The organism is Microbacterium sp. SCPM-O-B-15248 (M128) (genome assembly GCF_058214835.1).
Window position 1 is genome coordinate 174,071 of the sequence record NZ_JBYQLI010000001.1, and the last position, 25,433, is coordinate 199,503.

The window sequence follows — 25,433 nt, forward strand, 5'->3', positions numbered from 1 at the left end:
TCCTTCTCTTGATGGTGGAGCTTGCGGTCGGTCAGGAAACTCGGTAGACCTGCGAGGCGGACAGATCCACCACCACGTCGCCGTAGTAGAGGGCGACGTCAGCGCCGAAATGCGGTTGAAAGACCACGCAACGGTGCCCTTCGCATTGGGGTGCGAGGTAACGGGTTCCGGCAGGCAGCTGCGCAGACGACACGTAGCTGACCTGACTCGGACTCGTCAGCTCCTCTCCTGTGCGTTCTGCGAAGGCGGCGCGGATGTCGGTGGCCTCGTCGGATCGGATGAGCAGATCCATTGCGAAGAGCGACTCCCGAGCGGACGGCGGCGCGGTCGCAGCTCCTCCCCTGGTCTCCGTGACTGTTCCATCGACCAGATCCACCACCTGCAGGATGGAGGTGTCGGTCGAGTAGTCGTATGAGAGGACTTCGATGTGGCGCTCACCGGCCGGCACTCCCTGTGTCTTCACGTCTGCCGCGATGAACTCGTAGCCCGGGGTGCCGTCGACTCGTGTGGCAGTCGTGCCCTGCGCCTTGTAGGCGAGGTAGCGGGCGTACCCGATCTCTTCGGGCGAGGCCTGGTCAGAGGTACGGCCCAACTGGTTCGGTCTCTCGGTCGGCATGCCGTCGGGGATGCCGGGGACGGGTTCGGTAAGCGCACGTTCAACTGCTTCAACCCGGTCGGCACCGGACGTGGCTTCCGCACGACCACCCCCTCCTCCTGCGGTGAACACGAGCACAGCGGCGAGGACGGCGACGACGGCGATGACGCCGATGACGCCGATACCCCACACCAGCGGATGGCGACGGAATGACTGCGGCTGAACCATGAAGGCACTCTGACGGAAGCAGAAGACGCGAATGTTGCCGCGATCGGGTCCCCGGTGAAGCTTGCGCAACCTCAAATGAGACAGTTGGGCAAGCCGGGCGACGCGGGACAGTGATATCCGTTCAGGGGTAGTCGCGGAGGAGCTTCTCCATGGCTTCCAGCTCCACGGCCTGCTCCGAGATGATGTGCGTGCAGAGCGACTTCACGAACGCATTCACGCCGTTCACGAGCGTCACTCGACACATCTCGATGGCCCCCTCATGGTGCGGGATCATCTGAGTGAGGAATCCGTAGGTGGCGAAGCCGGGGCTTGACCCCATGGTCCCGTGCTCGTGTGTCATTCCGCCCATGCCGTCACCCACCGCGGCGATAGCAGCTTCATCCGGGTGCCAGGCATCCAGCTCAGGATGCGCCTTATCCCAGGCCTCGACGAACTCGGTCATCAGGTCGATCTCGGTCCTCTGATCCTTGATGATCCATTCGCCAAGTTGCCGAATGAGAGGATCCAGGCCGTCCGTCATGAGCAGCATGTCGGCCATGTCGACCGCTGATTGGTGATGAGGGATCATCATCACGGCGAAGGCCAGGTCGTAATCATTCGGAAGCGCGTTCGCCCCCTCCTCGGGGATGGTGCCCGCATCAAAGCTTGTGAAGCCGAACGAGTCGAGGTCAGCGCGTGGATCGGATCCGCGCCCGGACAGGTCCTGCACTCGTGGCGTCTCAGAATCCATCGGACCAGAGGTGGAACTGAGCAGGGTCACGGTGAGCAGGGTGGCGAGGACGGTCACGGCGAGCAGGCTCAGCGTGAAGGCGGCGAGCCGACGAGGTGCACGGGTTCGAACCATGGTGGCCACTCTCTCCCGCCGAAGATTCTTGGATGTTGCCGGAGTCGAGCGCGAGATGAAGATTGACGAACGTTAAATGAGACATCGTGGCCGTGACCCACGCGCGACGGGACGGGCATCATCTCAGCCGAAGCTGCGCTGAAGGTCGGCGTGTCTGCCCCGGCGGGGAGCCGGTGGTTTCGCCACGCTGGCGGCATGCCACCGATCTCGCTTGCCCTGCCCGCCCGGGGCAGGCCCCATTGGCTCGCGCTGTCTCCGTTGGTCGGCATACCCAGACACCCCCGCCTCATTTGGCCGACTCGGTCTCTCCACGATGCTCGCCTCGAGATATCTGCACCACGCAGGTATGCGAAGCGTGCAAGGCCGGGCGCTGCTGGCTGGGTTGCCCGCGCACGCTGGTCGTCCCATCGGGTCGCTGGCTGCTGCAGCTTCCGGCGTCGTCCTCGGTGCGCATGCACATGTGCGGGGTTGGGGGATCCCGCTCGGCGGTGCTCAACGGGTCGCTGATGCCAGCGTGGCAGACCTTGTTGCGCATGGTGGACGATTTGAAACTGGTTACGCGGGTGGATGACATCAGCCACCTCAGCGAAGCTCGCGTGATCCTCGCTGACCTCACCGTCGGCGGTCTTCGGCGGATCGTTCCCAGTGCCGACCGTGAGCGATCTGGTGACCGCTGGTGACGTGACTTGGGACAATGGAGCCGTGCGCCTCGTCATTGCCCGTTGCTCCGTCGACTACTCCGGTCGACTGAACACGCATCTCCCCCTCGCTACCCGTCTCGTCATGATCAAGGCCGACGGCACCGTCGCGTTCCATCGCGACGTGCAGCACGCGCCGCTGAACTGGATGAGCCCGCCGTGCACGCTCACCGTCGAAGAGCCCGAAGAGGATGCCGCGAGCGTCGGCGTCGTCGAGCAGTGGCGCGTGACGCACAAGAAGTCCGGCGACGCGCTGGTCGTGAAGATCTACGAGGTGCTCCACGACAGCACCCACGAGCTCGGCGTCGACCCCGGCCTCATCAAAGACGGCGTCGAAGCCGACCTGCAGCGGCTCCTCGCCGAGCAGGTCTCCGTCGTCGGCGACGGCCTCACGCTCGTCCGCCGCGAGTACCCCACCGCGATCGGCCCCGTCGACCTGCTGCTGCGCGACGACAACGGCGGCACGATCGCGATCGAGGTCAAGCGTCGCGGCGACATCGACGGCGTCGAACAGCTCACGCGCTACCTGGAACTGCTCAACCGCGACCCGCTCCTGGCGCCGGTCACCGGCGTCTTCGCCGCCCAGGAGATCAAGCCCCAGGCCCGCGTGCTCGCGACCGATCGCGGCATCCGCTGCCTCACCCTCGACTACGAGGGGATGAAGGGCACCGAGTCGGGGGCTCCGCGGCTGTTCTGACGCCTCGCACCCGGAACGCGAGAGGCGGGCCGCGCCGGATACCCGGAGCAACCCGCCCTCGCGGTCGACGTCGGCTACTTCCGGGCGGGCGCGACGACCGACAGCATTCCGCGTGCGCGCGACCGGCGGGCCATCCACACGAGCGCCGCACCGATCACGATCGAGCCGAACGCGGCCACGCCCCACGGGGTGACCTGGACGCCGGTGGAGGCGAGCCCGCCATTCCCCGCGTCACCGCCCGGAAGCGCGACGGCCGGCGCAACGCTCGGCGTCGGCGAGGCGGTCGGGTCGCTCGTAGGCGTGGGGGTGGGGGTGGGCGTGGGCGTGCTCCCCGCGCCCCCGACGCCCAGCCCGGCGAGCGAGACGACGTTGCGCGTGCCGTGCTCCGGGTCGGGCACCTTCGCCGAGTCCGGGTACGTGTCACCGATCATCTCCCACACACCCCAGGAGTGCTCGCCTCGAGGGTTGTAGACGTCGCTGCCACCGAAACCACGCGGGTCGATCTTCGCGGTGACGAAGTCGTCCCCGGGCTTCGACTGGGCGATCATCTGACCGAACGGGTTCATGACGAACGCCCACCCGGCGGCGGGTGAGACCACCCACGTGCCGCCGGTCATCGCATACATGCGCGCGGCGGACTCGGCGACGCGTCCGTCCTCCCAGAAGGAGACCCCGGTGTTGTCGGTCGGGTTGTAGGGCCACGCCAGGACGTGGACGTTCTCGCCCTTCGCGTGCATCGGGTACGTCATCTGCGGGTGCAGGTGCTCCCAGCACTCCAGCATCCCGATCCGGCCGAGCGCGGTCTCGGTGACCTCCAGGTTGCCGTCCATCACGTCGTCGGAGAAGAAGTTGCGCTCGCTGCCGGACGGGCGGATCTTGCGCCGCGTCTCGAGCACTGCGCCGTCGGGTCCGATCAGCGCCTGGCCCATGTAGAGGTGGTCGCCCTCGCGCTCGGCGAAGCCCATCGACAGGTAGACGTCGTGTTCGTCGGCGATGTCGAGCAAGCGCTCCCAGTTCGCGTCGCCCACGGTCAGGGCGTTCGCGGCGTAGTCCGGGAAGTTCGCCGCGGCCCAGCTGGGATCGGAGTTGATCTGGCGGGGGAAACCGGGAAGCCAGAGCTCGCCGAACGTGACCAGCTCGGCGCCGGAGGCGGCGGCATCCGCGGTGAGTCGGTCGGCGAGGTCGAGGCTGGCGTCGAGATCGAACTCGACGGATGCCGCGCTGATCGCTGCAACGGTGTACGGCTCGGTGGTCACGGGGACGACCGCGTGGGCGACGCCGGCGCCCGCGAGTCCCAGCGTGACGCCGGTGACGGCACCGACGGTGAGTCCGCGGAGGAGTGTCGTTTTCATGCTGCTCATTTCTCGGGTGTGAGGAGGGTCGTGATCGCCATTGACCGTCGACTCACGAGTCAATGAACCAACGCCCCGGCTGTCATGGCAGTGCGTGCCGAGAATGTGGCACTTCGTGCATTTCGGGCGGGAACGGGGCCGCGGAAATCGGGGGGAAACACAGCACGCGATGCCAGGAAACACGGACCCGGCACTCTCGGCGCATGCAGACAGTCACGGACGCCGCGGAGTGGGAGGACCTGGTCTCCGCCAGCTTCGTCCCCCTGAGCGTCCGGTCGATCGATCGCGACTTCGTCGGTTCGGTCCACTCCGTCGCCTGCGGTCCGCGCACCGCTGTCCACCGTGTGCGCTCCGCTGCCACTCACCTCGTGCGCGCGTCCGTCGATGACTCCTCGCCCACGAGCGTCCTCCTCTACGTGCAACGACACGGACGCGGGCAGGTCGACCAGTTCGGTCGCTCGGCGCAGCACGGACCTGGTGACGCCGTCGCCTACCTGACCGATCGGCCCTACCAATTGCGGTTCCCCGACACCGGGGAGGGCATCGTCGTCCACGTGCCCCTCGAGCAGCTCACCGCATCCCGAGCGAACATCGAGGCCCTGACCGCGCGCACCCTCCCGGCCCGGACCGGCATCCGAGCCCTCAGCGCCTACCTCTCCGAGGTTCTCGATGGCCGATCGGATGCCTCTGATCTGAACGAGACCGTCGTCTACCTGGTGGATGCGATGCTCTCCGCCCTGCGTGACCATCACGTCGACACCCCCGACAGCGCCATCCGCGCGCGATTCGCGCGGTACGTGCACACGCGTGCGGCCGATCCAGCCCTGACCGCCGCGGTGGCTGCACGCGCATTGGCGGTGTCGCCGCGGAGGCTGTACGCGGCGTTCGAGGCCCATGACGAGTCACCCGCCGCCATCATCCGTCGCCGACGCATCGCGATCGCCCGGGCGGCTCTCGCCGCGACCGACGATCCGGTGTCGGACATCGCACTGCGCTCGGGCTTCTCGGACGTCAGCACGTTCCACCGCGCGTTCAAGGCCCATGCCGGGATCAGCCCGCGGACCTTCCGCCACGTGGCGATCGCGCGACGCGCCCACGATCTGAGCGCCACCTCGCCGGCGGCGAGCGCCTGACCGGGACCCGCGTCACGGTGCTGCGGGCGGACACGCCGACCGCACCGCCGGGTAGCGTGGAGGCCATGCCCGTGCGCTCCCCCTGGTCGTGCGTCCTCTGGGACGTCGACGGAACCCTCGTCGACGCGTCCGAGGGCATCCTCCGCCGTCTGACCATCACCCTCGAACACTTCGGGCGGAAGCCGCCGACGCGCGGCGAGCTCTCGCACTGGATCGGGCCGCCGATGTTCGAGTCCTTCCAGGTGAACGTCGGTATGACGCCTGCCGAGGCGACCGAAGCCGTCACCTTCTACCGCGGACTGAACAAGAGCGAGGGCTACACCGGCAGCGCACAGCTCTACCCGGGCGTCGCCCAGCTCGTCCACGATCTGCACGCGGCCGGGATTCCGCAGTCGACCGCGAGTTCGAAGCCCGAGGTGCAGGTCGTTGCCCTCATGGACCACTTCGGTCTCGCCTCCTCGCTCGAGGCCACCGTCGGCGCGTCGCCCGACGAGCGCACGCTCAGCGCGAAGTCCGACATCGTGCGCGAAGCACTGCGGCGCCTGGAGGTGCGCGGCTACGACACCTCGCGCCCCGTCCTCATCGGCGATCGGCACCATGATGTCGCAGGCGGCGCGGATGCCGGTGTGCCGGTGATCTTCGTACGCTGGGGCTTCAGCTGGCCGCACGAAGCGGACGGCGCGCAGGCCGCAGTGGATGACACGGACGAGCTGCGCGCGCTGCTCCTGGTGCCGGAGCCCGCGGCCGAGGAGCAGTTCGTCGCCGGTTCCACCGACGGTGTCTGACATCGGCTGGACGCTTCCGGCGTCGCTCGCGCTGCTGGCTGCGCTCGTGATCGTCGCGGTCGTCGCACTGATCGTCCGCGCACGCCGACGGTCTCCGAGAGCCGCCGCAGCCGCAGCCGCCGAGCGGACCGCCGCCGAGTCGGCGCTCTTGCGCCTGGACGACGCGGCGACCGACTTGGACATCGCCTTCGAAGCGGCCGACGTCCTCGGCGACGACGATGCACCCACCGATCTGCGGCGAGCGCGGGCGGCGGCCCTGCGGGGGCGCGACCGTGGATTCGCCGAGGTCGCCGCCCTCGCGTCGTCGACGCGGCTCCCGTCCGATCGGCGCACTGACGCCGTGCGACTGCGCGACGACCTGGAACGTCGGATCGCCGCCGTCGACGTATCCCACGCCCGGCTGACGGCGTGGGCGGGAACGCACGGCAGCACCACCTCGCGCATCGTCGCGGCTCGAGCCCGACGCGAGGAGATCGCGCGCACGAGCGGCGATCCCGCACGGCTCGTCGCCGACGTGCGCGAGCGGTTCGACGACGTGGAGTGGGCGGATGCCGACCGCGCCGACAGCGAGGCACGGGCGGCGCTGGAGCGCGCCGACGCCGCGCTGGACGCCGCCGACGCCGCCGTCGACGACCCTGCCGTCGCCGAGCCGCGGGTCCTCGAGGCGACCGCGGCCCTGCGCCGGGCCGGGCGGATGCTGCGCGCGATCGAGGACGCGCACCGCATCACGCTGCAGGCCGCCGACAACGCGGCCGTCGAGATCGCCGCCGCCCAGGCCGAGATTGCGGCGGCGAGGGAGATCGTGCAGGCCCGCCCGGCCGCGTGCGCGCCCGATGCCGCCGAGCGTCTGGCCGTCGTCGCGGCGGAGATCGACGCGGCTGCCGGGGCACTCCCCCGCCGCCCGCGCGCGGCGATCGAGACGGTGGCTCGTGCCCGCGAGGTGCGCGACGATGCGCTCGGCGCGGCGCCGAGCGCGCGTCATCGGCTCGAGGCCGCCCGCGCCGCCCTTCCCGGCACCCTCGCGTGCGCCCGCGCGGCCGTCGCCGCGGCCGAGGCCTTCGCGGATGCGCCGACGATCGAGGTCCGACTCCGTCTCGACGCCGCTCGACGCGACCTGGCCGCTGCCCGCGCCGCCACCGATGCCGGCCAGGCCCTCTCCGCGGCTCGCGCGGCGTGGAGAGCCGCGGAGCACGGGTGAACGCGCCGCCCCGGCGCCACGGTGCCCTATCGTGAGCGTCATGGGGGAGAGATTGACCTTCCGTCGCGTCGCCGTGGTCGCCCGCCGTCTCCCGGCCACCGCCGCGCTCGTCGTCATCCTGCTCGCGGTGGGTGTGGCATCCGCCGGCTTGTGGTCGCCGTTCGCGGCCTCACCGCTGCACGACACCGTCGCCTACGGGCTTCCGTCGCTGGAGGACGGACGGTGGTGGACTCCGCTCACCGGAACGTTCTTCGTGTCCGTGCCGTGGCTCTATCCCGTGCTCATCGTGGGACTGGCCGGAATGGGGTATCTGGAGTTCCGTCGCGGTTCACGCGTGGCCGCGGCCTACTTCGTCGGCGGACAGCTCGGTGCGGTGCTCCTGGCATCCGCGGTGCTCTGGGCGGCCGCCTTCCTCCCCTGGCCGTGGGCTCAGGAGCAGGCCACCGCACTCGACGTCGGCCCCTCCCCCGGAATCGTGGTGTGCCTCGCGGCGGCGATCTCTCTGCTCCCGTCGCCGTGGCGTCTGCGTGCGTGGACCGTGCTGGTGGCCGTCGTCTCGGTGGTCTTCCTGTACTGGGGATCGCTCAACGACCTCGAGCACGTGCTGGCCGTGGCCCTCGTTCTCGGCGTCGACCGGTCGTTGCGCCCCCAGGGGGTGTCGGTCCGGGAGCAGCGTCTGATCGCGTTCGTCGTCGTGTGCGCGCTCGGAGCGATCGACATCCTGACGTACCTCAGCCCGACCACCGGTCCGTTCGGCACGTCCGCACCGGTGTCGGGTTCGTGGGTCGACGTCGCCGTGAACACCGTCGTCGTCCTCGTCGTCGCCACCGGTCTGCGCCGGGGACGCCGATGGGCGTGGGTGCTCCTGGTGATCTACGGAGCGCTCAACGCCCTTCTGCTGGTCCTCCTCGGGGTGATCGTGCTGGCGGTCGGTCTCGGCGGCATCGAGGGCACGATCGATCTCGACCTCTCGATCACGTTCGGGTCGTCCGTCACGTGGGTCGTGGCATCCGTCTACCTGATCCTCGTCCGCGGGGCGTTCCGCGCGCGACCGCGCGCAGCGCTCGGCGACACGCCCGCCCCCGACGTCGAGGCCGTGAAGACCGAGCTCCGCGCCACCGGCGGCGGCACCCTGTCCTGGATGACGACGTGGGAGGGGATGTCGTACGCGCGCTTCGGCCGCGGGATCGTCGCGTTCCAGCGACGTTCGGGTGTCGCCCTCGCGCTCGGCGATCCGCTCGGCCCCGTGGACACACGAGGCGACACCGTCCGGTCCTTCGTCGAGCGGGCCGAGAACGCCGGCCTCGCGCCGTGTTTCTTCAGCGCCGGCGACGCCACGCGGCAGGCGCTGCCGCCGGGCTGGCGCAGCATCGTCGTCGCCGACGACACGATCGTGGACCTTCCCGGTCTGCAGTTCACGGGCAAGGCGTGGGGAGCCGTGCGCACGTCGCTCAACCGGGCGGAGCGCGAGGGGATGACCTTCCGGCTGTCCCGCCTCGCGGATGAGACCTGGGGCGTGCGGCAGCAGCTGCGCGCGATCTCGGAGAGCTGGGTGGGTGACAAGGGGCTGCCGGAGATGGGCTTCACCCTGGGCACGCTGCAGGAGGCCGGCGACCCCGAGGTGCGCGTCGCCCTCGCGATCTCACCGGCGGGCGACGTCGACGGGTTCCTGTCCTGGCTGCCGATCTACGGCGAGGGCGGCGTGCGCGGGTGGACGCTCGACCTCATGCGGCGACGGGACGGCGGCTTCGGGCCCGTCATGGAGTACCTGATCGGCTCGTCGGCGAAGGCGTTCTCCGAGGAGGGTGCCGAGGTGATGTCGCTGTCGGGCGCGCCGCTGGCGCACGAGTATCCCGAGGATGCCGGGGCGATCGCCGATCTGCAGAAGCGGCTGTCCGAGATCCTCGAGCCGGTCTACGGCTTCTCGTCGCTGCACCGGTTCAAGCAGAAATTCCACCCGCGGTACGAGACGATGTACCTGCTCTTCCGGGACGAGGCCGATCTCACGCGCATCGGCGCCGCCCTGACCCGGGCGTTCCTGCCGCATGCGACGTTGCGGCAGTTCGCCGCGGCCGGCCTGGACCTGGTCCGGCCGGAGCGCTGACCGCGCCGCGCGCGGACGGCGCAGCGGCGGAGTCCCTCAGAGCGGTCGGATGTTCTCTGCCTGCAGGCCCTTGGGACCCTGCGCGACGTCGAACTCGACCCGCTGGTTCTCCTCGAGCGAGCGGTATCCGCCCGACTGGATGGCGCTGTAGTGGGCGAAGACGTCCTGACCGCCCTCATCCGGAGCGATGAAGCCGAAGCCCTTCTCCGAGTTGAACCACTTGACCGTGCCCTGCGTGCTCATCGACGTGCCGTTCTGCGCTGTGCCGGCACCGAGCGCGCCGGTCACTGCCCACGCTAACGGCTGCCACCCGAGCCGCGCACGGGACCGTGACACAAACGTTGCACGCCGTCACGGGCGCACTGCCCTTGGGCCCATACGACGCCCGGGCTGAGCAGAAGCTCGAAGCCCGGGCGTCGACGGATCCCCCCGGATATGTCACGCAAGGCGTGACGGCGATCACTTTACCTCCGCGAAAGCACTTCGCGCGACACGAAACCTATGAATTCCTGACTTATGACGGCGATGTGTGATAACCGAGCGGCATAGACTCCGCGTGTGGACGCGCGGCGACAGCCTTCCGCCCTCGTCGACGAGGCGTATGCGGCCCTCGGCGAGGCGATCGTCGACGGGCGCCTTCGGCCCGGAGACCGGCTCCGCGACATCGAGTTGGCGGCCCACATGGGCATCTCCCGCACGCCCGTGCGCGAGGCGCTGCAGCGCCTGCAGGCGATCCGGCTAGTCGAGGTCTCGCCCCACCGCTTCACCCGCGTGAGCACCCCGACGGCGCAAGAGATGTCGGACATGCGCGACTACGCGGTGCACATGATCGCGATGACGATGCACCTCGCCCTGCCGCGCTGCTCGGATGACGACATCGCCGAGGGAGTGCGTCTGTTCGGCGCCGTCGCGGACGCCGCCCGCTCGCAGTCGTCGCCCGCCTACGTCGACGCCGGCTTCGCCCTGCTCGCCCACTTCACGCACGCGTCCGGCAACATCGTGTTGCGCGAGACGTTGCGTCAGACGGAGTTCGTCGTGCGGCGGAACCTCCAGGGGTGGATGTGCGCCGGCGAGGGTGACTGCGACGAGCTGTTCGACGGACTCGCCGAGGCGATCCGCGACCGCGACACGGCGCGCTCCGCTCACCTCTGGCTCACGCTGCACGGCCTCTACTGACGCCGTCGCGCCGAGCGCAAGGCATCCCGTCGCCGGCGACCGGCCCGATAACGTGACGCCATGACCCTCATCGAGCTCCGCGACCTCCGTGACGACGACCGGGATGCCGCGTACGCCGCGGTGCGCGCGAGCGCATCGTCGTGGCCGCGCGGCGCCTTCGCCGACCGCGGCGCCTTCGATGAGTGGGTGGACGGAGACCTCGTCACGGCGCGCGCGATCGTCGACGGCGACGAGGTGGTGGGCCTCGCCGCGACGCTCGACGTCGACGGAGATCGCGAGGCGCTTCTGGCGGTGTCGCCCCGCACGACGCGGGAGTCCGCGACCGAGGCGCTGCGCCTGCTCACCGCGCTCGAGCCGGAGCGCCCGTTGTACGCCTGCGTCGCGGCCGACGACGACCCCTTCCACGCCGCTCTCGCGCACCTCGGCTTCGTCGAGCACAAGCGCGACGGCGCCGACATCGTCTACGTGCTGCCGCCGACGCTGGAGTGACCCGCGCGGCTCACCGTCGCGCGAGCACGGCGACGACCGGACGGTGGTCGCTGCCGGCGTCGTCGAAGTCGGTGCGCACCGCGAATCCGCGCACGCTCCACGCCGAGCCGACGAGAACGTGGAGGATGACGTCCGCACCGACGCACTGCCGGGCGACCCAGTCGATCCCGGCGCTCCACTCGTCGACGATGAGCGGGAGCGGCGGGAGGGGATGGGCCGCGACGAGTGTCGGCCCGGTCCCGTCGGCCGGTCGCCAGACGCCGCTGGGGACGCCCAGCGTGGAGCCCGCGGTCGTGTCGAGCACGTAGGGCCCGAGGGCGTCGGAGATGAGGATCGAGGTGGGAACCGGACGGATGACATTCGGCCGAACGGCCCTCCTGCATACCCTAGGGGGGTATGGTATGCAGCATGAACGGGTACGACGGGCACAAGGACGATCTGCAGAAGCGACTGCGCCGGATCGAGGGCCAGGTGCGCGGGATCGCGCGGATGGTCGATGAGGACAAGTACTGCATCGACATCCTCACGCAGGTCTCGGCCGCCACGAAGGCGCTCGAGACGGTCGCGCTGTCGCTCCTGTCGGATCACCTCAGCCACTGCGTCGCCGAGGCCAGCGCGGAGGGCGGCCAGGTCGCCGCCGACAAGATCCGCGAGGCCAACGACGCCATCGCCCGCCTCGTCCGCTCCTGATCCCCGAGGAGAACACCATGACCGATCGCATCGACCTGGGCCTCCGCGACATCCGCGGCGGCGAGACCCCGGCATCCACTCCCCTCCCCGACGACGCCGTCGTGCAGCACGTCGGCGTCACCGGGATGACGTGCGCGCACTGCGTCCGCAGCGTCACCGAGGAGATCTCCGAGATCGCCGGCGTGCGGGGGGTGTCGGTCGACCTCCACGTCGGCGACGTCTCGCGCGTGACGATCGCCAGCACCACCCCTCTCGACACCGCGCTCGTGCGCGACGCCGTGGAGGAGGCCGGCTACTCCCTCGCGGACGTGCCCGCATGAGCGCCACGGACGTCGAGCTCGACATCACCGGGATGACGTGCGCCTCGTGCGCCACCCGGATCGAACGCAAGCTGAACAAACTGCCCGGCGTCGAGGCCTCGGTGAACTACGCCACCGAGAAGGCGCGCGTGCGCGGGTCCGACCTCGACCCGGCCGACCTCATCGCGACGGTCGAGGCCGCCGGCTACCGGGCCGAGGTGCCCGCTCCGCCCGCGCCCGCCGAGCCGACCGACGACACGGTCGACCCCGAGACCGTCGCCCTCCGCACCCGGCTGCTCATCAGTGCGGCGCTGGCCGTGCCGGTGGCGGTGCTGTCGATGGTCCCGATGCTGCAGTTCGAGAACTGGCAGTGGCTCGCACTCACCCTCACGGCGCCGGTCGCGGTGTGGGGCGCGTGGCCGTTCCACCGCGCGGCCGCGGTGAATGCGCGCCACGGCGCCGTGACGATGGACACGCTCATCAGCCTCGGCGTCATCGCGTCGTTCGGATGGTCGCTGTATGCCCTGTTCCTCGGCGGGGCCGGGATGCCGGGCATGACGATGAGCTTCACGCTCTTCGGCGCCCCCGAGGCCGGCGCCCACGAGATCTACCTCGAGGTCGCCGCACTCGTGACCGTGTTCCTCCTCGCCGGACGCTACGCCGAGGCGCGGGCACGCGCGGCGTCGTCGAGCGCGCTGCGGGCCCTGCTGAACCTCGGCGCGACCTCGGCGACCCGTCTCGTCGACGGCCGCGAGCGTGAGGTACCGGTCGCGAGCCTCGCGGTCGGCGACGTCGTCGTCGTGCGGCCCGGCGAGAAGATCCCCTCCGACGGCCTGGTCGTCGAGGGAACGTCGGCGGTGGATGCCGGCATGCTCACCGGCGAGTCCACGCCGGTCGAGGTGAAACCCGGCGCCCGCGTCGTCGGCGCCACGATCAACGTCGGCGGGCGCCTCGTCGTCGAGATCACCCGCGTCGGAGCGGACACCGAACTCGCCCGCATGGGCCGGCTCGTCGAAGAGGCGCAGACCGGGAAGGCCGAGGTCCAGCGCCTCGCGGACCGGGCCTCCGCGGTCTTCGTCCCGGTCGTCATCCTGCTCGCCGTCGCGGCCTTCGTCGGGTGGCTCGTCGCCGGCGGGTCGCTGGAGCTCGCCTTCACCGCCGCCGTCGCGACGCTCATCATCGCGTGCCCGTGCGCCCTCGGCCTGGCCACCCCGACGGCCCTTCTCGTCGGGACGGGTCGCGGCTCGCAGCTCGGCATCCTGATCCGCGGTCCGCAGGTGCTCGAGCAGACGCGCCGCGTCGACACGATCGTGCTCGACAAGACGGGCACCGTCACGACGGGGCGCATGGCCGTGACCGACGTCCTTCCCGCCGAGGGCGTGAGCCGCGACGAGCTGCTCGCCGCCGCCGGGGCCGTCGAGGCCGCGTCCGAGCACCCGGTGGGGCGCGCGATCGCCGCGGCCGCGGGGAGTGTCCCGCCCGTGGAGTCGTTCGCCGCGCACGCCGGGTTGGGCGTCCAGGGAATCGTGGACGGTTCGGCCGTGGTCGCCGGTCGGCTGTCGTGGCTGCGAGATCAGTGGAGCGTGGGGCCGTCGGCATCCGGTCCGGATCTCGACGCTCTCGCAGAGCGCGCCACGATCGTCGCCGTCGCCCGCGACGGGCAGTACCTCGGCGCGATCGCGGTCGCCGACACGGTGAAGCCGACGAGCGCCGAGGCCATCGTGCGCTTCCGCCGTCTGGGGCTGCGACCGGTGCTGCTGACCGGAGACAACGCCGCGACCGCCGCGCGCGTGGGCGCCGAGGTCGGGATCGACGACGTCCGCGCCGAGGTCACCCCGGCCGAGAAGCTCGAGGTCGTGCGAGCGCTGCAGGCCGAGGGGCGGGTCGTGGCGATGGTCGGCGACGGCGTGAACGATGCCGCAGCCCTCACCGCCGCCGATCTGGGAATCGCGATGGGCGGAGGGACGGATGCCGCGATCGCGGCGAGCGACGTGACGGTCGTCTCGGGCGACCTGCTCGTCGTCGCCGACGCCGTCCGGCTCGCGCGCCGGACGCTCGGCACCATCAAGGGCAACCTGTTCTGGGCGTTCGCGTACAACGTCGCGGCGATCCCGGTGGCGATGGCGGGCCTGCTGAACCCCGTCGTCGCGGCCGCGGCGATGGCGCTGTCGTCGGTGTTCGTCGTCACCAACAGCCTGCGCCTGCGGCGGTTCCGCGCGGAGACCGCGGGCTGAGACCGCCGACACCGGCGGGCCGCGCGAGCCGGGTCGGCGGCTCCCGGATCAGGGCGTGCGGAGGTCGGCCTCGATGGCGCGGGCCGCGGTCAGCAGTGCGGGGATCAGCCTCTCGGCGACCTCGGGTTCGCTGTAGCGCCCGCTCGTCATCGACAGGTTGATCGCGGCCACGACCTCGCCGCCGCGCGAGCGCACGGGAGCGGCGAGCGACTGCAGACCGGGCTCCAGTTCACCGTCGACCCGCGCCCAACCCTGCGCGCGGACCCGATCGAGTTCGTGACGCAGGGCGTCGGGGTCGGTGAGGGTGCGCGGTGTCAGGGCCGTCAGCGGGACACGCTCGAGCACCTCGTCGCGGACGGGGGCGGATGCCGCGGCGAGCAGCACGCGGCCCATGCTCGTGGCCGCGGCCGGAAAGCGCGTGCCGACCGTGATGCCCACCGACATGATGCGGCGGACGGGGACGCGAGCGACGTAGACGACCTCGGCACCGTCCAGCACCGCCGCCGAAGCGCTCTCGCCGACCGAGCGCGACAGCGCCTCGAGGTGCGGCTGCGCGACTTCGGGCAGCGACAGGGCCGAGAGGTAGCTGTAGCCGAGCTCGAGCACGCGGGGCGTGAGCGCGAAGGATCGGCCGTCGTTGCGAACGTACCCGAGGGTCTGCAGAGTCCGGAGGAATCGGCCGGCGGCCGCGCGCGTGACCCCGGCGCGCCGCGCGACGTCGCTCAGCGTCAACTCGGGGTTCTCGGCGTCGAACGCGCGGATCACCGCGAGGCCCCGGACGAACGCCTGCACGACCTCGCCCGCGCCGTCGCCGTCGTCGGCGGGCGCGGCGTCGGTGGGGTCGGCGTCGGTAGGGTCGGCGTCGGTCACCGGCTCACCCTATCCGCCGCGCGTCGGGCTCCACGGCCCCGGGCCGCGCCGCCCCGGTCACCGCTCGAGAACGACGGCGAGACCCTGCCCCACACCGATGCAGATCGCGACGACCGCGACACCGGAGCCACGGCGCGCGAGCTCGTGCGCCGCGCGCCCGATGATGCGGCCGCCGGACGCCCCGAGCGGGTGGCCGATCGCGAGCGCCCCGCCGTGGACGTTGAGCTTCTCGGGGTCGAGGTCGGGCCACCCGGCCAGGCACGCGAGCGACTGCGAGGCGAAGGCCTCGTTGAGCTCGACGAAATCGACGTCGGCCCAGGTCTTCCCCGCGCGGGCGAGCGCCTTGTTCGCGGCCTCGATGGGGGCGATGGGGAACACGTCGGGGTCGACGCCGTGGGCCGCACGGCCCGCGATCCGCGCGAGCGGCTCGCCGTCCAGCGCCCCCTCGGCGCCGATGAGCACCGCCGAGGCGCCATCGTTGATGGGCGACGAGTTGCCCGCCGTCACGCTCCCCTGACCGTCCGCGGCGAACAGGGCCTTCAGCCCCGAGAGCTTCTCGACCGAGGTGTCGTCGCGGATGCTCTCGTCCCGGGCGAGCGCGACGCCCGGCACCGGCACGATCTCGCCGTCGAAGACGCCCGCCGCCCACGCGGAGGCGGCCCGCTGATGCGACCGCGCGGCGAAGGCATCCTGCTCTTCCCGCGTGATCCCCCACTCGCGCGCGATCTTCTCGGCGGACTCGCCGTTCGAGATGGTCCAGTGCTCCGGCAGCGCCCTGTTGGTCATGCGCCACCCGATCGCGGTGTTCCACATCGTCGCGTTACCCACCGCGGGGAAGGGCTTCGGCGACTTCTCGACGACGTAGGGCGCGCGGCTCATGGACTCCACGCCGCCGGCGAGGACGATCTCGGCATCCCCCGCCTCGATCGCGCGCGAGGCCTGAATGACGGCCTCGAGCGATGAGGCGCACAGGCGATTGACGGTGGTGCCGGTGACGGTCGTCGGGAAGCCGGCCAGCAACGCCCCGAAGCGCGCGACGTTGCGGTTGTCCTCACCGGCCTGGTTGGCGTTGCCGAAGATCACGTCGTCGATCCCGGCGGCATCCAGTCCGGTGCGCTCCACGGTCGCGGCCATGACGAGAGCGGCCAGGTCGTCGGGGCGCACCGCCGACAGCGCTCCCCCGGCGCGGCCGAAAGGCGTGCGGACGGCGTCGTAGACGTAGCTGGCGGTCATCTCAGTCTCCTCGGGCGATCACGGGGAGACCGAGCAGGTCCTCGATCTCGGCGTGCGTGTTGTCGCCGAACAACTCCCGCACGCGGAAGCCGTCGGGGGTGACGTCGAAGACGCCGTGGTCGGTGTAGACGCGCGAGACGCAGCCGACACCCGTGAGCGGGTACGTGCACGCGGCGACGAGCTTTGGGGCGCCCTGCTTGGTGAGCAGGTCGGTCATGACGTAGACGTCCTTGGCCCCGATCGCGAGGTCCATCGCGCCGCCGACCGCGGGGATCGCGCCCGGCTCGCCCGTCGACCAGTTCGCGAGGTCGCCGCCGGCCGAGACCTGGAAGGCACCGAGCACGCACACGTCGAGGTGTCCCCCGCGCATCATCGCGAACGAGTCCGCGTGGTGGAAGTACGCCGCACCGGCGAGCGCCGTGACTGGCTGCTTGCCGGCGTTGATGAGGTCGGGGTCGACCCGTCCGGCCACGGGCGCGGGGCCCATGCCCAGCATCCCGTTCTCGGTGTGCAGCACGATCTCGAGGCCCTCGGGCAGGTAGTCGGCCACGAGCGTCGGGGCACCGATGCCGAGATTGACCACGGCACCCTCGGGGATGTCGGATGCCACGCGCGCGGCGAGCGCGGTACGCGAGACGCGGGTGGTCACGATGCCTCTCCGTTCCGGGCGAGCGGTCGCCCTTCGATGTCGACGCCGCCGACGAAGGCGCCGTCGCGCAGCCAGGGGCGCTCCCCCACCGCGACGACCCGGTCGACGTAGAGCCCGGGAGTGATCACGGACTCGGGGTCGAGGTCACCGAGGGGGACGATCTCATCGACCTGCACCACGGTGGTCGTCGCCGCCGCGGCCATGATCGGCCCGAAGTTGCGGGCGGTCTCGCGGTAGACGAGATTGCCCCACCGGTCGGCGCGGCGAGCGCTGATCAGGGCGACGTCGGCGTGGATCGGGTACTCGAGCACGTAGTCGCGATCGCCGATACGACGGGTCTCCTTGCCGTCGGCGAGTTGCGTGCCGAACCCCGTGGGGGTGAAGAAGCCGCCGATCCCGGCGCCGGCCGCCCGGATCCGCTCCGCGAGGTTGCCCTGCGGAACCAGCTCCAGCTCGATCCTCCCCTCGCGGTAGAGGGAGTCGAACACCCACGAGTCGCTCTGCCGCGGGAACGAGCAGATCATCTTGCGCACCTGGCCGGCCTTCAGCAGAGCCGCGAGCCCGGTGTCGCCGTTGCCGGCGTTGTTGTTGACCACCGTGAGGTCGCGCGCGCCGTGGGCGATGAGCGCGTCGATGAGCTCGACCGGCTGGCCCGCGCGCCCGAAGCCGCCGATCATCACGGTTGCGCCGTCGGCGATGCCGGCCACGGCCGCCGCGACGTCGGGCACGGTCTTGTCGATCATGGTTCCTCTGTTCGTTCAGCGAACACCTGTTCGTAAATGTACGATACTCCGCGATCGGGTGCCGCGCCAGTGGCATCCCCTGTGCGCCGAGAACAGGCGAAGCGACGAGAACAGGCCGACGTACGCCGAATCAGCCTGTTGCGGACACTTCCCCTGTTCTCGGCGCACCCTTGTCGCACGGCACGGACCGTGTTCGGATGGAGCGATGGGGTGGATCGTTCTCGTCGTCGCCGGTGCCGCGCTGTGGTGGTGGTCGCTGGCGCTCGCGCTCCGCGCCTACCGGGGAGAACGGATGCCACTGTGGGCCACGCCGACGAAGGCTCCGGGCCGCGCGGTCGTGCTGCGCGCCGCGGGAACGGGCCTCGCCGTCTTCGGGACGGCGATGGCCTCGCCCGCTCTGACCGCCTCGGCGCCGGCGGCGTCCGTCGTCGCGATGGCCACACTGATCGTGCTGCTCCTCGCCCCGTACGTCGTCGGGGTCGCGATCCACAATCGCCGGGTCCGCCTGCCCGAGTGATGCGATCCGGGGCGCCGTCGTCTATTCGGATGAGATTCACGTGACATTCGTCGAAGTGGCCGGCGCCGCCGAGAAGCAGAATCCCGCGGAAAGACGGGGATATCCGCCTCGCGCGCACCGGAAACCCCGGACACCCGCCCGCACCGATGCGCTTACCGTCTGGGCATTGGGATCGTCCGCGGAAGCGTCGATGGTCTCGACGCATTCGGTGTCCGTTCGGGTCGGGCGCCGACGCTGGGCGGGGGCCGCATTGGGGGCGGCCCCCGCCCCCCTCTTCTCCGCGGCCGGACACACGGATGCGGGCGCGCGGTCCGAAGACCCCGCGCCCGCATCGATCGAGTCGTGACGGCTCAGCAGAGGCCGGTCGACGTGCTGCTGTAGCAGATCGACGTGCTCCAGGAGCTGGCGAAGACCTCGCTGCGCTCGGTCTCACCGCGCTCGAGCGTCTGCAAGGAGAGCAGGTATCCCATTCGTGTCACCTCCCCCCGGACCTCGTGCCCGCACTCGGGCAACGTCGACCGGGGGGAGGTCGAGAAACGGCACCGACAGGCGCCGTTGGTCACGGAGGCTCGCGAGAGTCCACAGCACACCGGCGGAGCCGGTGGCCAGGTCGCACGAGAGGCGCAGAAGGGCGCGGCCGGGGTAGCCCACGCCCTCGGGCCGGGGAAGAGCGTGCAGGGCCAGTGCTCGCGTGTGGCGCCGCAGCGCGGCCGCGCGGTCGGCGGTGGCCGGACCCGACCCCGCGAGGAAGAGCATCAGCCCACTGCGGCCCTGGAACAGCCCCGATTCGAGCACGAACTCGGGATGGGCGGCGAGGTCGAGGGCCGGGAGCGCCGCGGCGAGCTCGGTGGCGGGGTCCCGCTCGATCAGCGCGGCGAGCGCGTGCGCCACTCCCGCCGACCCCGAGCCCAGGTACGGCAGCAGCCGCCATCCTTCGTTCATCTGGAGCGAGCCGTCGGCGGTCGGCACGCACCGGGCGAGGTCGGAACCGATCGCCGCCTCGGCCAGCTCGAGGAGCCCACGGTCGCCCCCGCGGTCGAACAGTGACAGCGCCAGCAGCGCGGCTCCGCTCGGGCCGCGCAGCAGCCCACCCGCTCCGGTCGCCACGGGAGCCGACGAGCGTTCGCGCCACCCGTCCGCGCGCTCGGCCACTTCGTCGAAGATGCGCCGTGCCTCTGCGACGAGTTCCGGATGCCGATCCGCCAGACGCAGCAGGCCGAGAGCGGTCCCCGCCGGACCGCCGTACAGACCGGGCGCCTCCCACCGCAGCGGGGAATCGAGGCAGCGTTCGAGCGCCACGTCGGCCGTACCGGGGTGTCCGAGCATCTCCCACGAGGCCGCGGCTCCCGCCAGACCATCCATGAGCCCCGACCGTGCGGGCGCCGTCCGCATCGCGTCCGTGCACCAGTCCACGAGCCGCTCCGGCGCGTTCCCTGTCGCCGCGTGCAGGGCGAGGAGCGGCCCGAGCGCGCCGTGGGCGAGGGCGTAGGGCGGCTCGTCGAACTGCGCGGGATCGCCCGGCCACAGCCGATCGCCCCGGTCGGGGGTGGCATCCGCGACGAGCTGGCGCGAGACGTCCTGGACGAGGGGCGAGAGAGCGTCGTCGGACGGTTCGCCGACGGACGCGGGCGCGTCGCCGTCGAGGCGGAACCGTTCCGTGACCCATGCCCTCACCTCCGCCTCTTTTCCCGGGTGCAGGTCGAGCAGCGGGGTCATCGGCGCGAAGAGGAACAGCTGGATGCGGCGCACCGCGAACAGGTCCGCGGCCGCTCCGCCGCGAGCGTCCGCCGAGACGAAGTCGGGCGCGACGAAGCCGGGCGCGCCGATCGCGACGGGCGCGTTCTCGACCACCGGCCGGGACATCTCGAAGTCGATGAGGGTGATCTCGCCGTCGTCGTCGACGAGGAAGTTGCCGGGGTGCACGTCGCCGTGAGCGAAGCCCGCCGCGTGCACGCCCTCGATGATCTCCTGCACGCGATCGCCCACGTCTCGCGCCCATTCCCGGTACGCGTCCACGTCGGCCTCGTCGACGGCGGCCGACACGAGTGGATGCCGAGCGACCACGGCCTGATGCAGGGGAACCCCGCGCGCGCGTTCCAGCACGAGGTACCGGTGCCCCAGGGCGGCGAAGTCGCGGACCAGCGCGACCGTCCCGCGGCCCGGAAGCTGTCGGAGGATGCGGGCCTCGCGCTCCGCGCGCTGCACGGCGGTGAGGCCGTCCGGGGTCACGCCCGCGTGCGGCCGTGCCTCCTTCACCACGACCTCTCGCCCGGCATCCGTGGCGGTGTAGACCCCGCCCGCGTTGGAGTGGTGCAACACGCCCGTGACGTGCGGGAACCCCTCCGGTGGGCGCAGTTCGCGCAGCTCGTCGACCAGCTCCCGCAGGAAGGGCGGGATGCCGACCCACGCGGGCGGCTCGAACCCGGGGCGTCGCAGGTCGGCGACCAAGTGCCCCTCGGGATGCCGGATCGCCGGTGTCTGCACACCGTCGATCTCGACGAACATCCGGTGGAACCCGCCGTAGCGGACGAAGACCGGGCCCTCGTGCCAGCGGAGGTCGGAGAGGATATGGGGGCCGTCCAGGTCGACCGTGAGGCGACCGAGGTCGATCAGGGTGCGATGGAGCTGCGCGATCGTGACCGGGTAGATCGTGACGAACTTGCCCGACCCCTCACGTCCGGCATCCTTGGCATTCGACGCGGCGAGCACGCCCGCACTCGAGAGGTGCTTGAACGCGAGGCCCTCTCGAGCGCAGTACGCGGAGACGATCTGCAGCAGGAGCTCGGCGGCATCCGGAACGATGCTCAGGTGCACCTTCCAGCCCTGCTCGGGGAGCGTGCTGCCGCGCGGCTCGAAGTAGCTCCAGATGCCGTCGTCAACGTGACCCCACGACGGATCGACGTCCGCGACGAACGGGCGGTCGGTCTCCGGCGCAGCACGCCGACGGGGGTGGTCGTAGAAGACCCTGTCCGCGCGGGCGAACACCGGATAGATCGCGTCCATGCCCCCACCCCTGCCTCGATTGCGCCGAAAGGACGCGGCGCGAGGCCATGGTGTGTTCGAGGAAGGAGTGCGTGCGGGATGGAGCCGATGCGGACGTCACCAGCGGAGGTGGGCTATTCGGCCGATCACGCGGCCAATCGCTCGCTCCGGCCGAGAGGGTCGGGGCGGAAAAAGAGTGCCCTCAGATTCGTCCGTTCGGATGAGACACGAGCTCGGAACGCACGCGGACTCCCCAGAGGGCGAGCTGGGTGCGATCGGTGGCTCCGACCTTGCGCATCGACGATTGGATGTGGCGGCGGACGGTGTTCACCGACACGACCAGCTCGGCCGCGAGCTGCTCGTTCGAGGTGATCCCATCGCTGAGCAGGTGCACGATACGACTCTCGGACGGGCTGAGGGATGCCACCTTCACCCGGTCGTCCTGGCTGAGGCGACGCTGCGCGATGTCGGTGAGGACGGAGCGGGTCACGCGCGACGACATCAACGCGTCGCCGCGATGTGCGGCCCGGATCGCTTCGACGAGCTGTGAGCTGTCGTGGGTCTTCAGGAGGTAGCCCGAGGCGCCGTTGCTGAGGGCGCGCATGACGAGGTGATCCTCGCCATGGCTGGTCAGGGCGATGACGCGCGTCGCTCCGCCGGACTCGTCGACGACCGCGCGAATGGCGTCGATGCCGTTCATCTCCGGCATCTCCAGGTCCATCAGCACGACGTCCGCCTGTTCGGTGATCGCGCCCTCCACGGCATCCCGACCGTTCGCCGCCTCACCGACGACGGCGATCCCCTCCGCGTGCTCCAGCCGCAGCCGCACGCCGCGCCGGAACGGGCGGTTGTCATCGGCGATGAGCACCCGAATGGGCACACTGTCAGTCACGTACGTCCTCCGTCGTCCGCGGGAGCGGGATCTCCACCCCCACGCGCCATCCCCCTTCGTCGTCGGCGGCAGCGTGGAGCGACCCGTCGACGAGGGTGAGCTTCTGGCGCAGGTTATCCAAACCCCAGCCCAGTCCGAGACCACCTTCGTCGGCGCGAGGTCGGCGCGGGGCGCCGTTGACGACGGTCGCGTTCAGCCGCCCCGGGTCGATGTCGACCCGGATGCGCACAGGGGCGCCGGCGGCATGTTTGGCGGCGTTCGACAGGGCTTCCTGGACGGCGCGGTACGCCGTCGTCGAGACGACGACGGGAGGAGTCTCGGGGTCGCCGTGGGTCTGCGCGGCGACATCCATGCCGCGCTCCCGCCAGAACACGACGAGATCGTCGAGATTGCGCAGGTCGGGGGTCGGGGTGTGCGCGGTGGCCTCCACGGCGCGGAGGTCACCGAGCGCGCCGTACAGGCTCGCCGCGGCGTAGCGCCCCTCGGCCCGAACCTCGTCGATGAGCCGCAGCGCCTGCTGCGGATGCGCGGGCGCGAGGTCGGCCGACGCGTCGCACAGCGAGACCAACCCGGCCAAGTGCTGCCCGGCGACGTCGTGGAGTTCTTGAGCGATCCTGCCCCGCTCGGCAGTGCGCGACGCCTCGATCGCCTCGGCCTGCTGCATCTGCAGGTCGAGGGCGTGCTGGCGTGCCCGCTCGGTCCGCCGTTCGAGCACGGCCCACAGGATCCCCAGCGTCACGCCGGCGAAAGAGAGGGATGCCAGCGACGTGCCCTCCGTGAGGAGGAAGCCCGCGATCGCTCCGGGTGGGGCACCCACGCTCGCCGCCCATCCGACGAGGGCTGCGAGCGCGCCGACGACGCCGGCCGCCGCCCACGCGGCGGCCACGGGGATCGACCGGGCACTGCCCAGTGCGAACATCGCGATCGCGATGACGAGCTGCATGGGCGTCGCCCAGGTGGGGACGCCCAAGACCACCGCCACCAGGAGATAGCAGGCGAGCGCGCCGAGCACCGCCAGCTCGGGACGCGAGGCCAATTGCGAGACACAGATCGCCTGCGCGAGGCAGATGACCGCGACGAGCGTGATGACGACGTGCGGCGACAGGGTGTGGGCCCACTCCCCCGTGCCGCCCATGATCGCGAGTACCGGGTCGCTGCACACTTGCACCACGGTGGCGAGGAACACCACGGCGAGGAAAACGGGCGAGCGCATCGTGGCCACGACACCGTTCACTCCGCGCGGCGGCAGCAGGACGTCGGGGGCCGCGGGCTCTTCGGAGAGGGACACCGGATCCGCTGTCTGGGCGGTCATGGGAAGAGCGGCTCGTGAGGGCCGAAGGCCCGGCGCGACGGGGTTTCCATAAGGAGCATTCTCCTGTGCGGGGGTCCGAACAGGGCAGCACAGCCGCGGACTGCGGTGAAACGGCCTTCGCCGGGCGTGCGGCGCGACAGCCCTCCCGCTCCCGCACACAACAATGAAGGCCCCGGGATGAACCCGGGGCCTTCGTCGTTCTGTGCGCGAGGGGGGACTTGAACCCCCACGCCCTTGCGGGCACTGGCACCTGAAGCCAGCGCGTCTACCTATTCCGCCACTCGCGCGCGTCTCGGCATCCGTGGATGCACTCAACTTCCCGAGAATATCACGCCCGCCAGCGCGCGACGAAACGCGCGTCCCACCCCGCATCCATGTGGTGTCCAGGCGTGCTGACTACGATGTGCCTACTGGTCTGCCTGCCTGAAGGAGTCTCGTGGGACTACTCGACAGTTTCGAGAAGGGTCTCGAACGCGCCGTCAACGGTGCGTTCGCGAAGACCTTCCGCAGTGGCATCCAGCCGGTGGAGATCGCTTCTGCTCTGCGCAGCGAACTCGACAAGAAGGCTGTGGTCGTCACGCGCGACCGCATCCTCGCGCCCAATTCGTTCTCGGTGCGTCTGTCGCCCGCCGACGACGAGAAGATGAGCGCTCTGGGCTCGACGCTCGTGTCCGAGCTCGACACGCTGGTCAAGAAGCACGCGCGTACGCAGGGCTATTCGTTCGCGGGGCCGGTCACCATCTCGATCGAGCGCGATGCCTCACTGTCGACGGGCACCCTCCGCGTGGACTCGCAGACCAGCGAAGGCCAAGTGTCGTGGCGGGGCGTCGTCGACATCAACGGCACGCGGCATCCGCTGACGAAGGCGCGCACGGTCATCGGCCGCGGCAGCGACGCCGACATCACGATCCCCGACGCCGGCACGAGCCGCAAGCACGTCGAGATCCTGTGGGACGGCGAGCGCGCGATGGTCCGCGACCTCGGTTCCACCAACGGCACGAACCTCAACGGTCGCAAGGTGTCCGAAGCCGCTCTGCCGCCGGACTCCACCATCTCGATCGGTCGCACCAATATCGTGTTCCGTGTGGTCGCGCAGGCACAGACCGCACGGCGAGCGGCGCCGTCCGATGCGACGCAGCTTTTCGACGTTCGGGAGCGGGGACCCCTGTCATGAGTCCGTTGACCCTTCTGCTGCTCCAGGGCGGATTCCTCATCCTGCTGTGGTTCTTCGTCTTCGGTGTCGTGTATTCGCTGCGCGCCGACCTGTTCGGTGTGAAGGTACGCAAGCTCCCCGAGCCCGCGGCATCCGCCCCCGCCGCCCCCGCGCCCACGGCGTCGCCGAACGCGGTCACGACGCAGGTCAAGCGCCCCGCCGCTCCCGCACCGGCACCCGTCGGCGGACTGGCGACGACATCGTCGGTCTCGCGCATCGTGATCACCAGCGGCCCGAAGGCGGGGCTCGAACTGCCCCTCGGCACCGAGCCGCTGACGATCGGGCGCTCGAGCGAGTCCGGTCTCGTCGTCCGCGACGACTACACCTCCAGCCACCACGCGCGTCTCGTGCTGTGGGGCGAGCAGTGGATGCTGCAAGACCTCGACTCCACCAACGGCACCTCGCACGACGGTGTCCGTGTGGCATCCCCCGTGCAGGTGAAGGTCGGCGCGCCGATCAAGGTGGGCGCGACGACCTTCGAGTTGAGGAAGTAACCCTCC

The 25,433-nt window shown here is 70.8% G+C and carries 26 protein-coding genes and 1 tRNA gene; 14 read left to right on the forward strand and 13 right to left on the reverse strand.

Features of this window, described 5'->3' with window-relative positions:
- Positions 1–31: 31 nt before the first annotated feature.
- Positions 32–823, reverse strand: a complete 792-nt coding sequence (locus AC3E6M_RS00815) for a hypothetical protein (protein ID WP_138174078.1) — start codon at positions 821–823, stop codon at positions 32–34.
- A gap of 121 nt (positions 824–944) precedes the next feature.
- Positions 945–1,667 carry a DUF305 domain-containing protein gene (locus tag AC3E6M_RS00820; protein WP_490528773.1) on the reverse strand — a complete coding sequence of 241 codons (723 nt, stop codon included), beginning with the start codon at positions 1,665–1,667 and terminating at the stop codon, positions 945–947.
- Positions 1,668–2,173: 506 nt separating this feature from the next.
- Between AC3E6M_RS00820 and AC3E6M_RS00825 the strand changes: the two genes are divergently transcribed.
- Positions 2,174–2,347 carry a hypothetical protein gene (locus tag AC3E6M_RS00825; RefSeq protein WP_171024243.1) on the forward strand — a complete coding sequence of 58 codons (174 nt, stop codon included), beginning with the start codon at positions 2,174–2,176 and terminating at the stop codon, positions 2,345–2,347.
- A gap of 22 nt (positions 2,348–2,369) precedes the next feature.
- Complete coding sequence (nucS, locus tag AC3E6M_RS00830) at positions 2,370–3,062, forward strand: endonuclease NucS (RefSeq protein ID WP_138174074.1); 693 nt, start codon at positions 2,370–2,372, stop codon at positions 3,060–3,062.
- 74 nt (positions 3,063–3,136) lie between these two features.
- Here the strand turns inward: nucS and AC3E6M_RS00835 are convergent, their stop codons facing one another.
- On the reverse strand, positions 3,137–4,414 hold the full coding sequence (locus tag AC3E6M_RS00835) for a nitrilase-related carbon-nitrogen hydrolase (RefSeq protein ID WP_490528774.1): 1,278 nt from the start codon (positions 4,412–4,414) through the stop codon (positions 3,137–3,139).
- A 203-nt stretch (positions 4,415–4,617) separates the two neighbouring features.
- Between AC3E6M_RS00835 and AC3E6M_RS00840 the strand changes: the two genes are divergently transcribed.
- From AC3E6M_RS00840 to AC3E6M_RS00855, 4 genes are all read left to right on the forward strand, one after another.
- Positions 4,618–5,547: an AraC family transcriptional regulator gene (locus AC3E6M_RS00840; RefSeq protein WP_490528775.1), complete on the forward strand. Its 930-nt coding sequence runs from the start codon at positions 4,618–4,620 to the stop codon at positions 5,545–5,547.
- Positions 5,548–5,612: 65 nt separating this feature from the next.
- On the forward strand, positions 5,613–6,332 hold the full coding sequence (locus tag AC3E6M_RS00845; RefSeq protein ID WP_138175984.1) for an HAD hydrolase-like protein: 720 nt from the start codon (positions 5,613–5,615) through the stop codon (positions 6,330–6,332).
- Positions 6,325–7,530 (forward strand): hypothetical protein, encoded by a 1,206-nt coding sequence (locus AC3E6M_RS00850; RefSeq protein ID WP_490528776.1) that lies wholly within the window; start codon positions 6,325–6,327, stop codon positions 7,528–7,530. The genes AC3E6M_RS00845 and AC3E6M_RS00850 overlap by 8 nt, the downstream gene beginning before the upstream one ends.
- 40 nt (positions 7,531–7,570) lie before the next feature.
- Positions 7,571–9,634: a bifunctional lysylphosphatidylglycerol flippase/synthetase MprF gene (locus AC3E6M_RS00855; protein WP_490528777.1), complete on the forward strand. Its 2,064-nt coding sequence runs from the start codon at positions 7,571–7,573 to the stop codon at positions 9,632–9,634.
- Positions 9,635–9,670: 36 nt separating this feature from the next.
- Here AC3E6M_RS00855 and AC3E6M_RS00860 read toward each other — a convergent pair whose 3' ends face one another.
- Positions 9,671–9,877, reverse strand: coding sequence for a cold-shock protein (locus AC3E6M_RS00860; RefSeq protein WP_076492588.1), 207 nt, complete (start codon positions 9,875–9,877; stop codon positions 9,671–9,673).
- 315 nt (positions 9,878–10,192) lie between these two features.
- Between AC3E6M_RS00860 and AC3E6M_RS00865 the strand changes: the two genes are divergently transcribed.
- Together AC3E6M_RS00865 and AC3E6M_RS00870 are read left to right on the forward strand one after the other, a co-directional pair.
- On the forward strand, positions 10,193–10,810 hold the full coding sequence (locus AC3E6M_RS00865; RefSeq protein WP_138175978.1) for a GntR family transcriptional regulator: 618 nt from the start codon (positions 10,193–10,195) through the stop codon (positions 10,808–10,810).
- Positions 10,811–10,870: 60 nt separating this feature from the next.
- Complete coding sequence (locus tag AC3E6M_RS00870) at positions 10,871–11,299, forward strand: hypothetical protein (RefSeq protein WP_490528778.1); 429 nt, start codon at positions 10,871–10,873, stop codon at positions 11,297–11,299.
- A 10-nt stretch (positions 11,300–11,309) separates the two neighbouring features.
- Here the strand turns inward: AC3E6M_RS00870 and AC3E6M_RS00875 are convergent, their stop codons facing one another.
- Complete coding sequence (locus tag AC3E6M_RS00875) at positions 11,310–11,603, reverse strand: hypothetical protein (RefSeq protein WP_490528779.1); 294 nt, start codon at positions 11,601–11,603, stop codon at positions 11,310–11,312.
- Positions 11,604–11,707: 104 nt separating this feature from the next.
- Between AC3E6M_RS00875 and AC3E6M_RS00880 the strand changes: the two genes are divergently transcribed.
- From AC3E6M_RS00880 to AC3E6M_RS00890, 3 genes are read left to right on the forward strand one after another with little or no spacing between them, the layout of a single operon-like run.
- A complete protein-coding gene (locus AC3E6M_RS00880; RefSeq protein WP_228162000.1) occupies positions 11,708–11,989 on the forward strand; it encodes a metal-sensitive transcriptional regulator in 282 nt (93 codons plus the stop codon).
- A gap of 17 nt (positions 11,990–12,006) precedes the next feature.
- Positions 12,007–12,309 carry a heavy-metal-associated domain-containing protein gene (locus tag AC3E6M_RS00885; RefSeq protein WP_138175970.1) on the forward strand — a complete coding sequence of 101 codons (303 nt, stop codon included), beginning with the start codon at positions 12,007–12,009 and terminating at the stop codon, positions 12,307–12,309.
- Positions 12,306–14,522: a heavy metal translocating P-type ATPase gene (locus AC3E6M_RS00890; protein WP_490528780.1), complete on the forward strand. Its 2,217-nt coding sequence runs from the start codon at positions 12,306–12,308 to the stop codon at positions 14,520–14,522. Before AC3E6M_RS00885 ends, AC3E6M_RS00890 begins: the two co-directional genes overlap by 4 nt.
- Positions 14,523–14,570: 48 nt before the next feature.
- Here the strand turns inward: AC3E6M_RS00890 and AC3E6M_RS00895 are convergent, their stop codons facing one another.
- Genes AC3E6M_RS00895 through AC3E6M_RS00910 form a run of 4 tightly spaced genes read right to left on the reverse strand, consistent with a single transcriptional unit; the run spans position 14,571 to position 18,017 of the window.
- Entirely contained in the window at positions 14,571–15,392 is an 822-nt protein-coding gene (locus AC3E6M_RS00895; RefSeq protein ID WP_490528781.1) for an IclR family transcriptional regulator domain-containing protein, read from the reverse strand.
- A 57-nt stretch (positions 15,393–15,449) separates the two neighbouring features.
- A complete protein-coding gene (locus AC3E6M_RS00900) occupies positions 15,450–16,625 on the reverse strand; it encodes a thiolase family protein (RefSeq protein WP_490528782.1) in 1,176 nt (391 codons plus the stop codon).
- 1 nt (position 16,626) lies between these two features.
- Positions 16,627–17,274 carry a 3-oxoacid CoA-transferase subunit B gene (locus AC3E6M_RS00905; protein ID WP_490528783.1) on the reverse strand — a complete coding sequence of 216 codons (648 nt, stop codon included), beginning with the start codon at positions 17,272–17,274 and terminating at the stop codon, positions 16,627–16,629.
- Complete coding sequence (locus AC3E6M_RS00910) at positions 17,271–18,017, reverse strand: 3-oxoacid CoA-transferase subunit A (RefSeq protein ID WP_490528784.1); 747 nt, start codon at positions 18,015–18,017, stop codon at positions 17,271–17,273. The genes AC3E6M_RS00905 and AC3E6M_RS00910 overlap by 4 nt, the downstream gene beginning before the upstream one ends.
- A 205-nt stretch (positions 18,018–18,222) precedes the next feature.
- On the opposite strand from AC3E6M_RS00910, the gene AC3E6M_RS00915 reads away from it, so the two are divergent.
- Entirely contained in the window at positions 18,223–18,534 is a 312-nt protein-coding gene (locus tag AC3E6M_RS00915) for a hypothetical protein (protein WP_138175954.1), read from the forward strand.
- Between the two features lie 429 nt (positions 18,535–18,963).
- On the opposite strand, the gene lanKC is transcribed toward AC3E6M_RS00915, so the two are convergent.
- The 4 genes from lanKC to AC3E6M_RS00935 form a co-directional block, all read right to left on the reverse strand.
- Positions 18,964–21,537 (reverse strand): class III lanthionine synthetase LanKC, encoded by a 2,574-nt coding sequence (gene lanKC / locus AC3E6M_RS00920; RefSeq protein ID WP_490528785.1) that lies wholly within the window; start codon positions 21,535–21,537, stop codon positions 18,964–18,966.
- Positions 21,538–21,718: 181 nt separating this feature from the next.
- Complete coding sequence (locus AC3E6M_RS00925; protein WP_490528786.1) at positions 21,719–22,408, reverse strand: response regulator; 690 nt, start codon at positions 22,406–22,408, stop codon at positions 21,719–21,721.
- Complete coding sequence (locus AC3E6M_RS00930) at positions 22,401–23,720, reverse strand: sensor histidine kinase (RefSeq protein WP_490528787.1); 1,320 nt, start codon at positions 23,718–23,720, stop codon at positions 22,401–22,403. The genes AC3E6M_RS00925 and AC3E6M_RS00930 overlap by 8 nt, the downstream gene beginning before the upstream one ends.
- Positions 23,721–23,923: 203 nt before the next feature.
- Positions 23,924–24,007 (reverse strand) — tRNA-Leu (locus tag AC3E6M_RS00935).
- Positions 24,008–24,156: 149 nt separating this feature from the next.
- On the opposite strand from AC3E6M_RS00935, the gene AC3E6M_RS00940 reads away from it, so the two are divergent.
- Together AC3E6M_RS00940 and AC3E6M_RS00945 are read left to right on the forward strand one after the other, a co-directional pair.
- On the forward strand, positions 24,157–24,894 hold the full coding sequence (locus tag AC3E6M_RS00940) for an FHA domain-containing protein (RefSeq protein ID WP_138175946.1): 738 nt from the start codon (positions 24,157–24,159) through the stop codon (positions 24,892–24,894).
- Complete coding sequence (locus tag AC3E6M_RS00945) at positions 24,891–25,427, forward strand: FHA domain-containing protein FhaB/FipA (protein WP_292898533.1); 537 nt, start codon at positions 24,891–24,893, stop codon at positions 25,425–25,427. Before AC3E6M_RS00940 ends, AC3E6M_RS00945 begins: the two co-directional genes overlap by 4 nt.
- Positions 25,428–25,433: the final 6 nt, after the last annotated feature.

Excerpts from the sequence above, each read along its gene's own strand:
- AC3E6M_RS00840 (WP_490528775.1), top strand. The coding sequence starts at position 4,618 with ATGCAGACAGTCACGGACGCCGCGGAGTGGGAGGACCTGGTCTCCGCC.
- lanKC (WP_490528785.1), bottom strand. The coding sequence starts at position 21,537 with ATGGACGCGATCTATCCGGTGTTCGCCCGCGCGGACAGGGTCTTCTAC.
- AC3E6M_RS00855 (WP_490528777.1), top strand. The coding sequence starts at position 7,571 with ATGGGGGAGAGATTGACCTTCCGTCGCGTCGCCGTGGTCGCCCGCCGT.
- AC3E6M_RS00880 (WP_228162000.1), top strand. The coding sequence starts at position 11,708 with ATGAACGGGTACGACGGGCACAAGGACGATCTGCAGAAGCGACTGCGC.
- AC3E6M_RS00820 (WP_490528773.1), bottom strand. The coding sequence starts at position 1,667 with ATGGTTCGAACCCGTGCACCTCGTCGGCTCGCCGCCTTCACGCTGAGC.
- AC3E6M_RS00860 (WP_076492588.1), bottom strand. The coding sequence starts at position 9,877 with ATGAGCACGCAGGGCACGGTCAAGTGGTTCAACTCGGAGAAGGGCTTC.
- AC3E6M_RS00835 (WP_490528774.1), bottom strand. The coding sequence starts at position 4,414 with ATGAAAACGACACTCCTCCGCGGACTCACCGTCGGTGCCGTCACCGGC.
- AC3E6M_RS00930 (WP_490528787.1), bottom strand. The coding sequence starts at position 23,720 with ATGACCGCCCAGACAGCGGATCCGGTGTCCCTCTCCGAAGAGCCCGCG.
- AC3E6M_RS00885 (WP_138175970.1), top strand. The coding sequence starts at position 12,007 with ATGACCGATCGCATCGACCTGGGCCTCCGCGACATCCGCGGCGGCGAG.
- AC3E6M_RS00890 (WP_490528780.1), top strand. The coding sequence starts at position 12,306 with ATGAGCGCCACGGACGTCGAGCTCGACATCACCGGGATGACGTGCGCC.
- AC3E6M_RS00910 (WP_490528784.1), bottom strand. The coding sequence starts at position 18,017 with ATGATCGACAAGACCGTGCCCGACGTCGCGGCGGCCGTGGCCGGCATC.
- AC3E6M_RS00915 (WP_138175954.1), top strand. The coding sequence starts at position 18,223 with ATGGGGTGGATCGTTCTCGTCGTCGCCGGTGCCGCGCTGTGGTGGTGG.
- AC3E6M_RS00815 (WP_138174078.1), bottom strand. The coding sequence starts at position 823 with ATGGTTCAGCCGCAGTCATTCCGTCGCCATCCGCTGGTGTGGGGTATC.
- AC3E6M_RS00825 (WP_171024243.1), top strand. The coding sequence starts at position 2,174 with ATGCCAGCGTGGCAGACCTTGTTGCGCATGGTGGACGATTTGAAACTG.
- AC3E6M_RS00900 (WP_490528782.1), bottom strand. The coding sequence starts at position 16,625 with ATGACCGCCAGCTACGTCTACGACGCCGTCCGCACGCCTTTCGGCCGC.
- AC3E6M_RS00945 (WP_292898533.1), top strand. The coding sequence starts at position 24,891 with ATGAGTCCGTTGACCCTTCTGCTGCTCCAGGGCGGATTCCTCATCCTG.
- AC3E6M_RS00845 (WP_138175984.1), top strand. The coding sequence starts at position 5,613 with ATGCCCGTGCGCTCCCCCTGGTCGTGCGTCCTCTGGGACGTCGACGGA.
- AC3E6M_RS00870 (WP_490528778.1), top strand. The coding sequence starts at position 10,871 with ATGACCCTCATCGAGCTCCGCGACCTCCGTGACGACGACCGGGATGCC.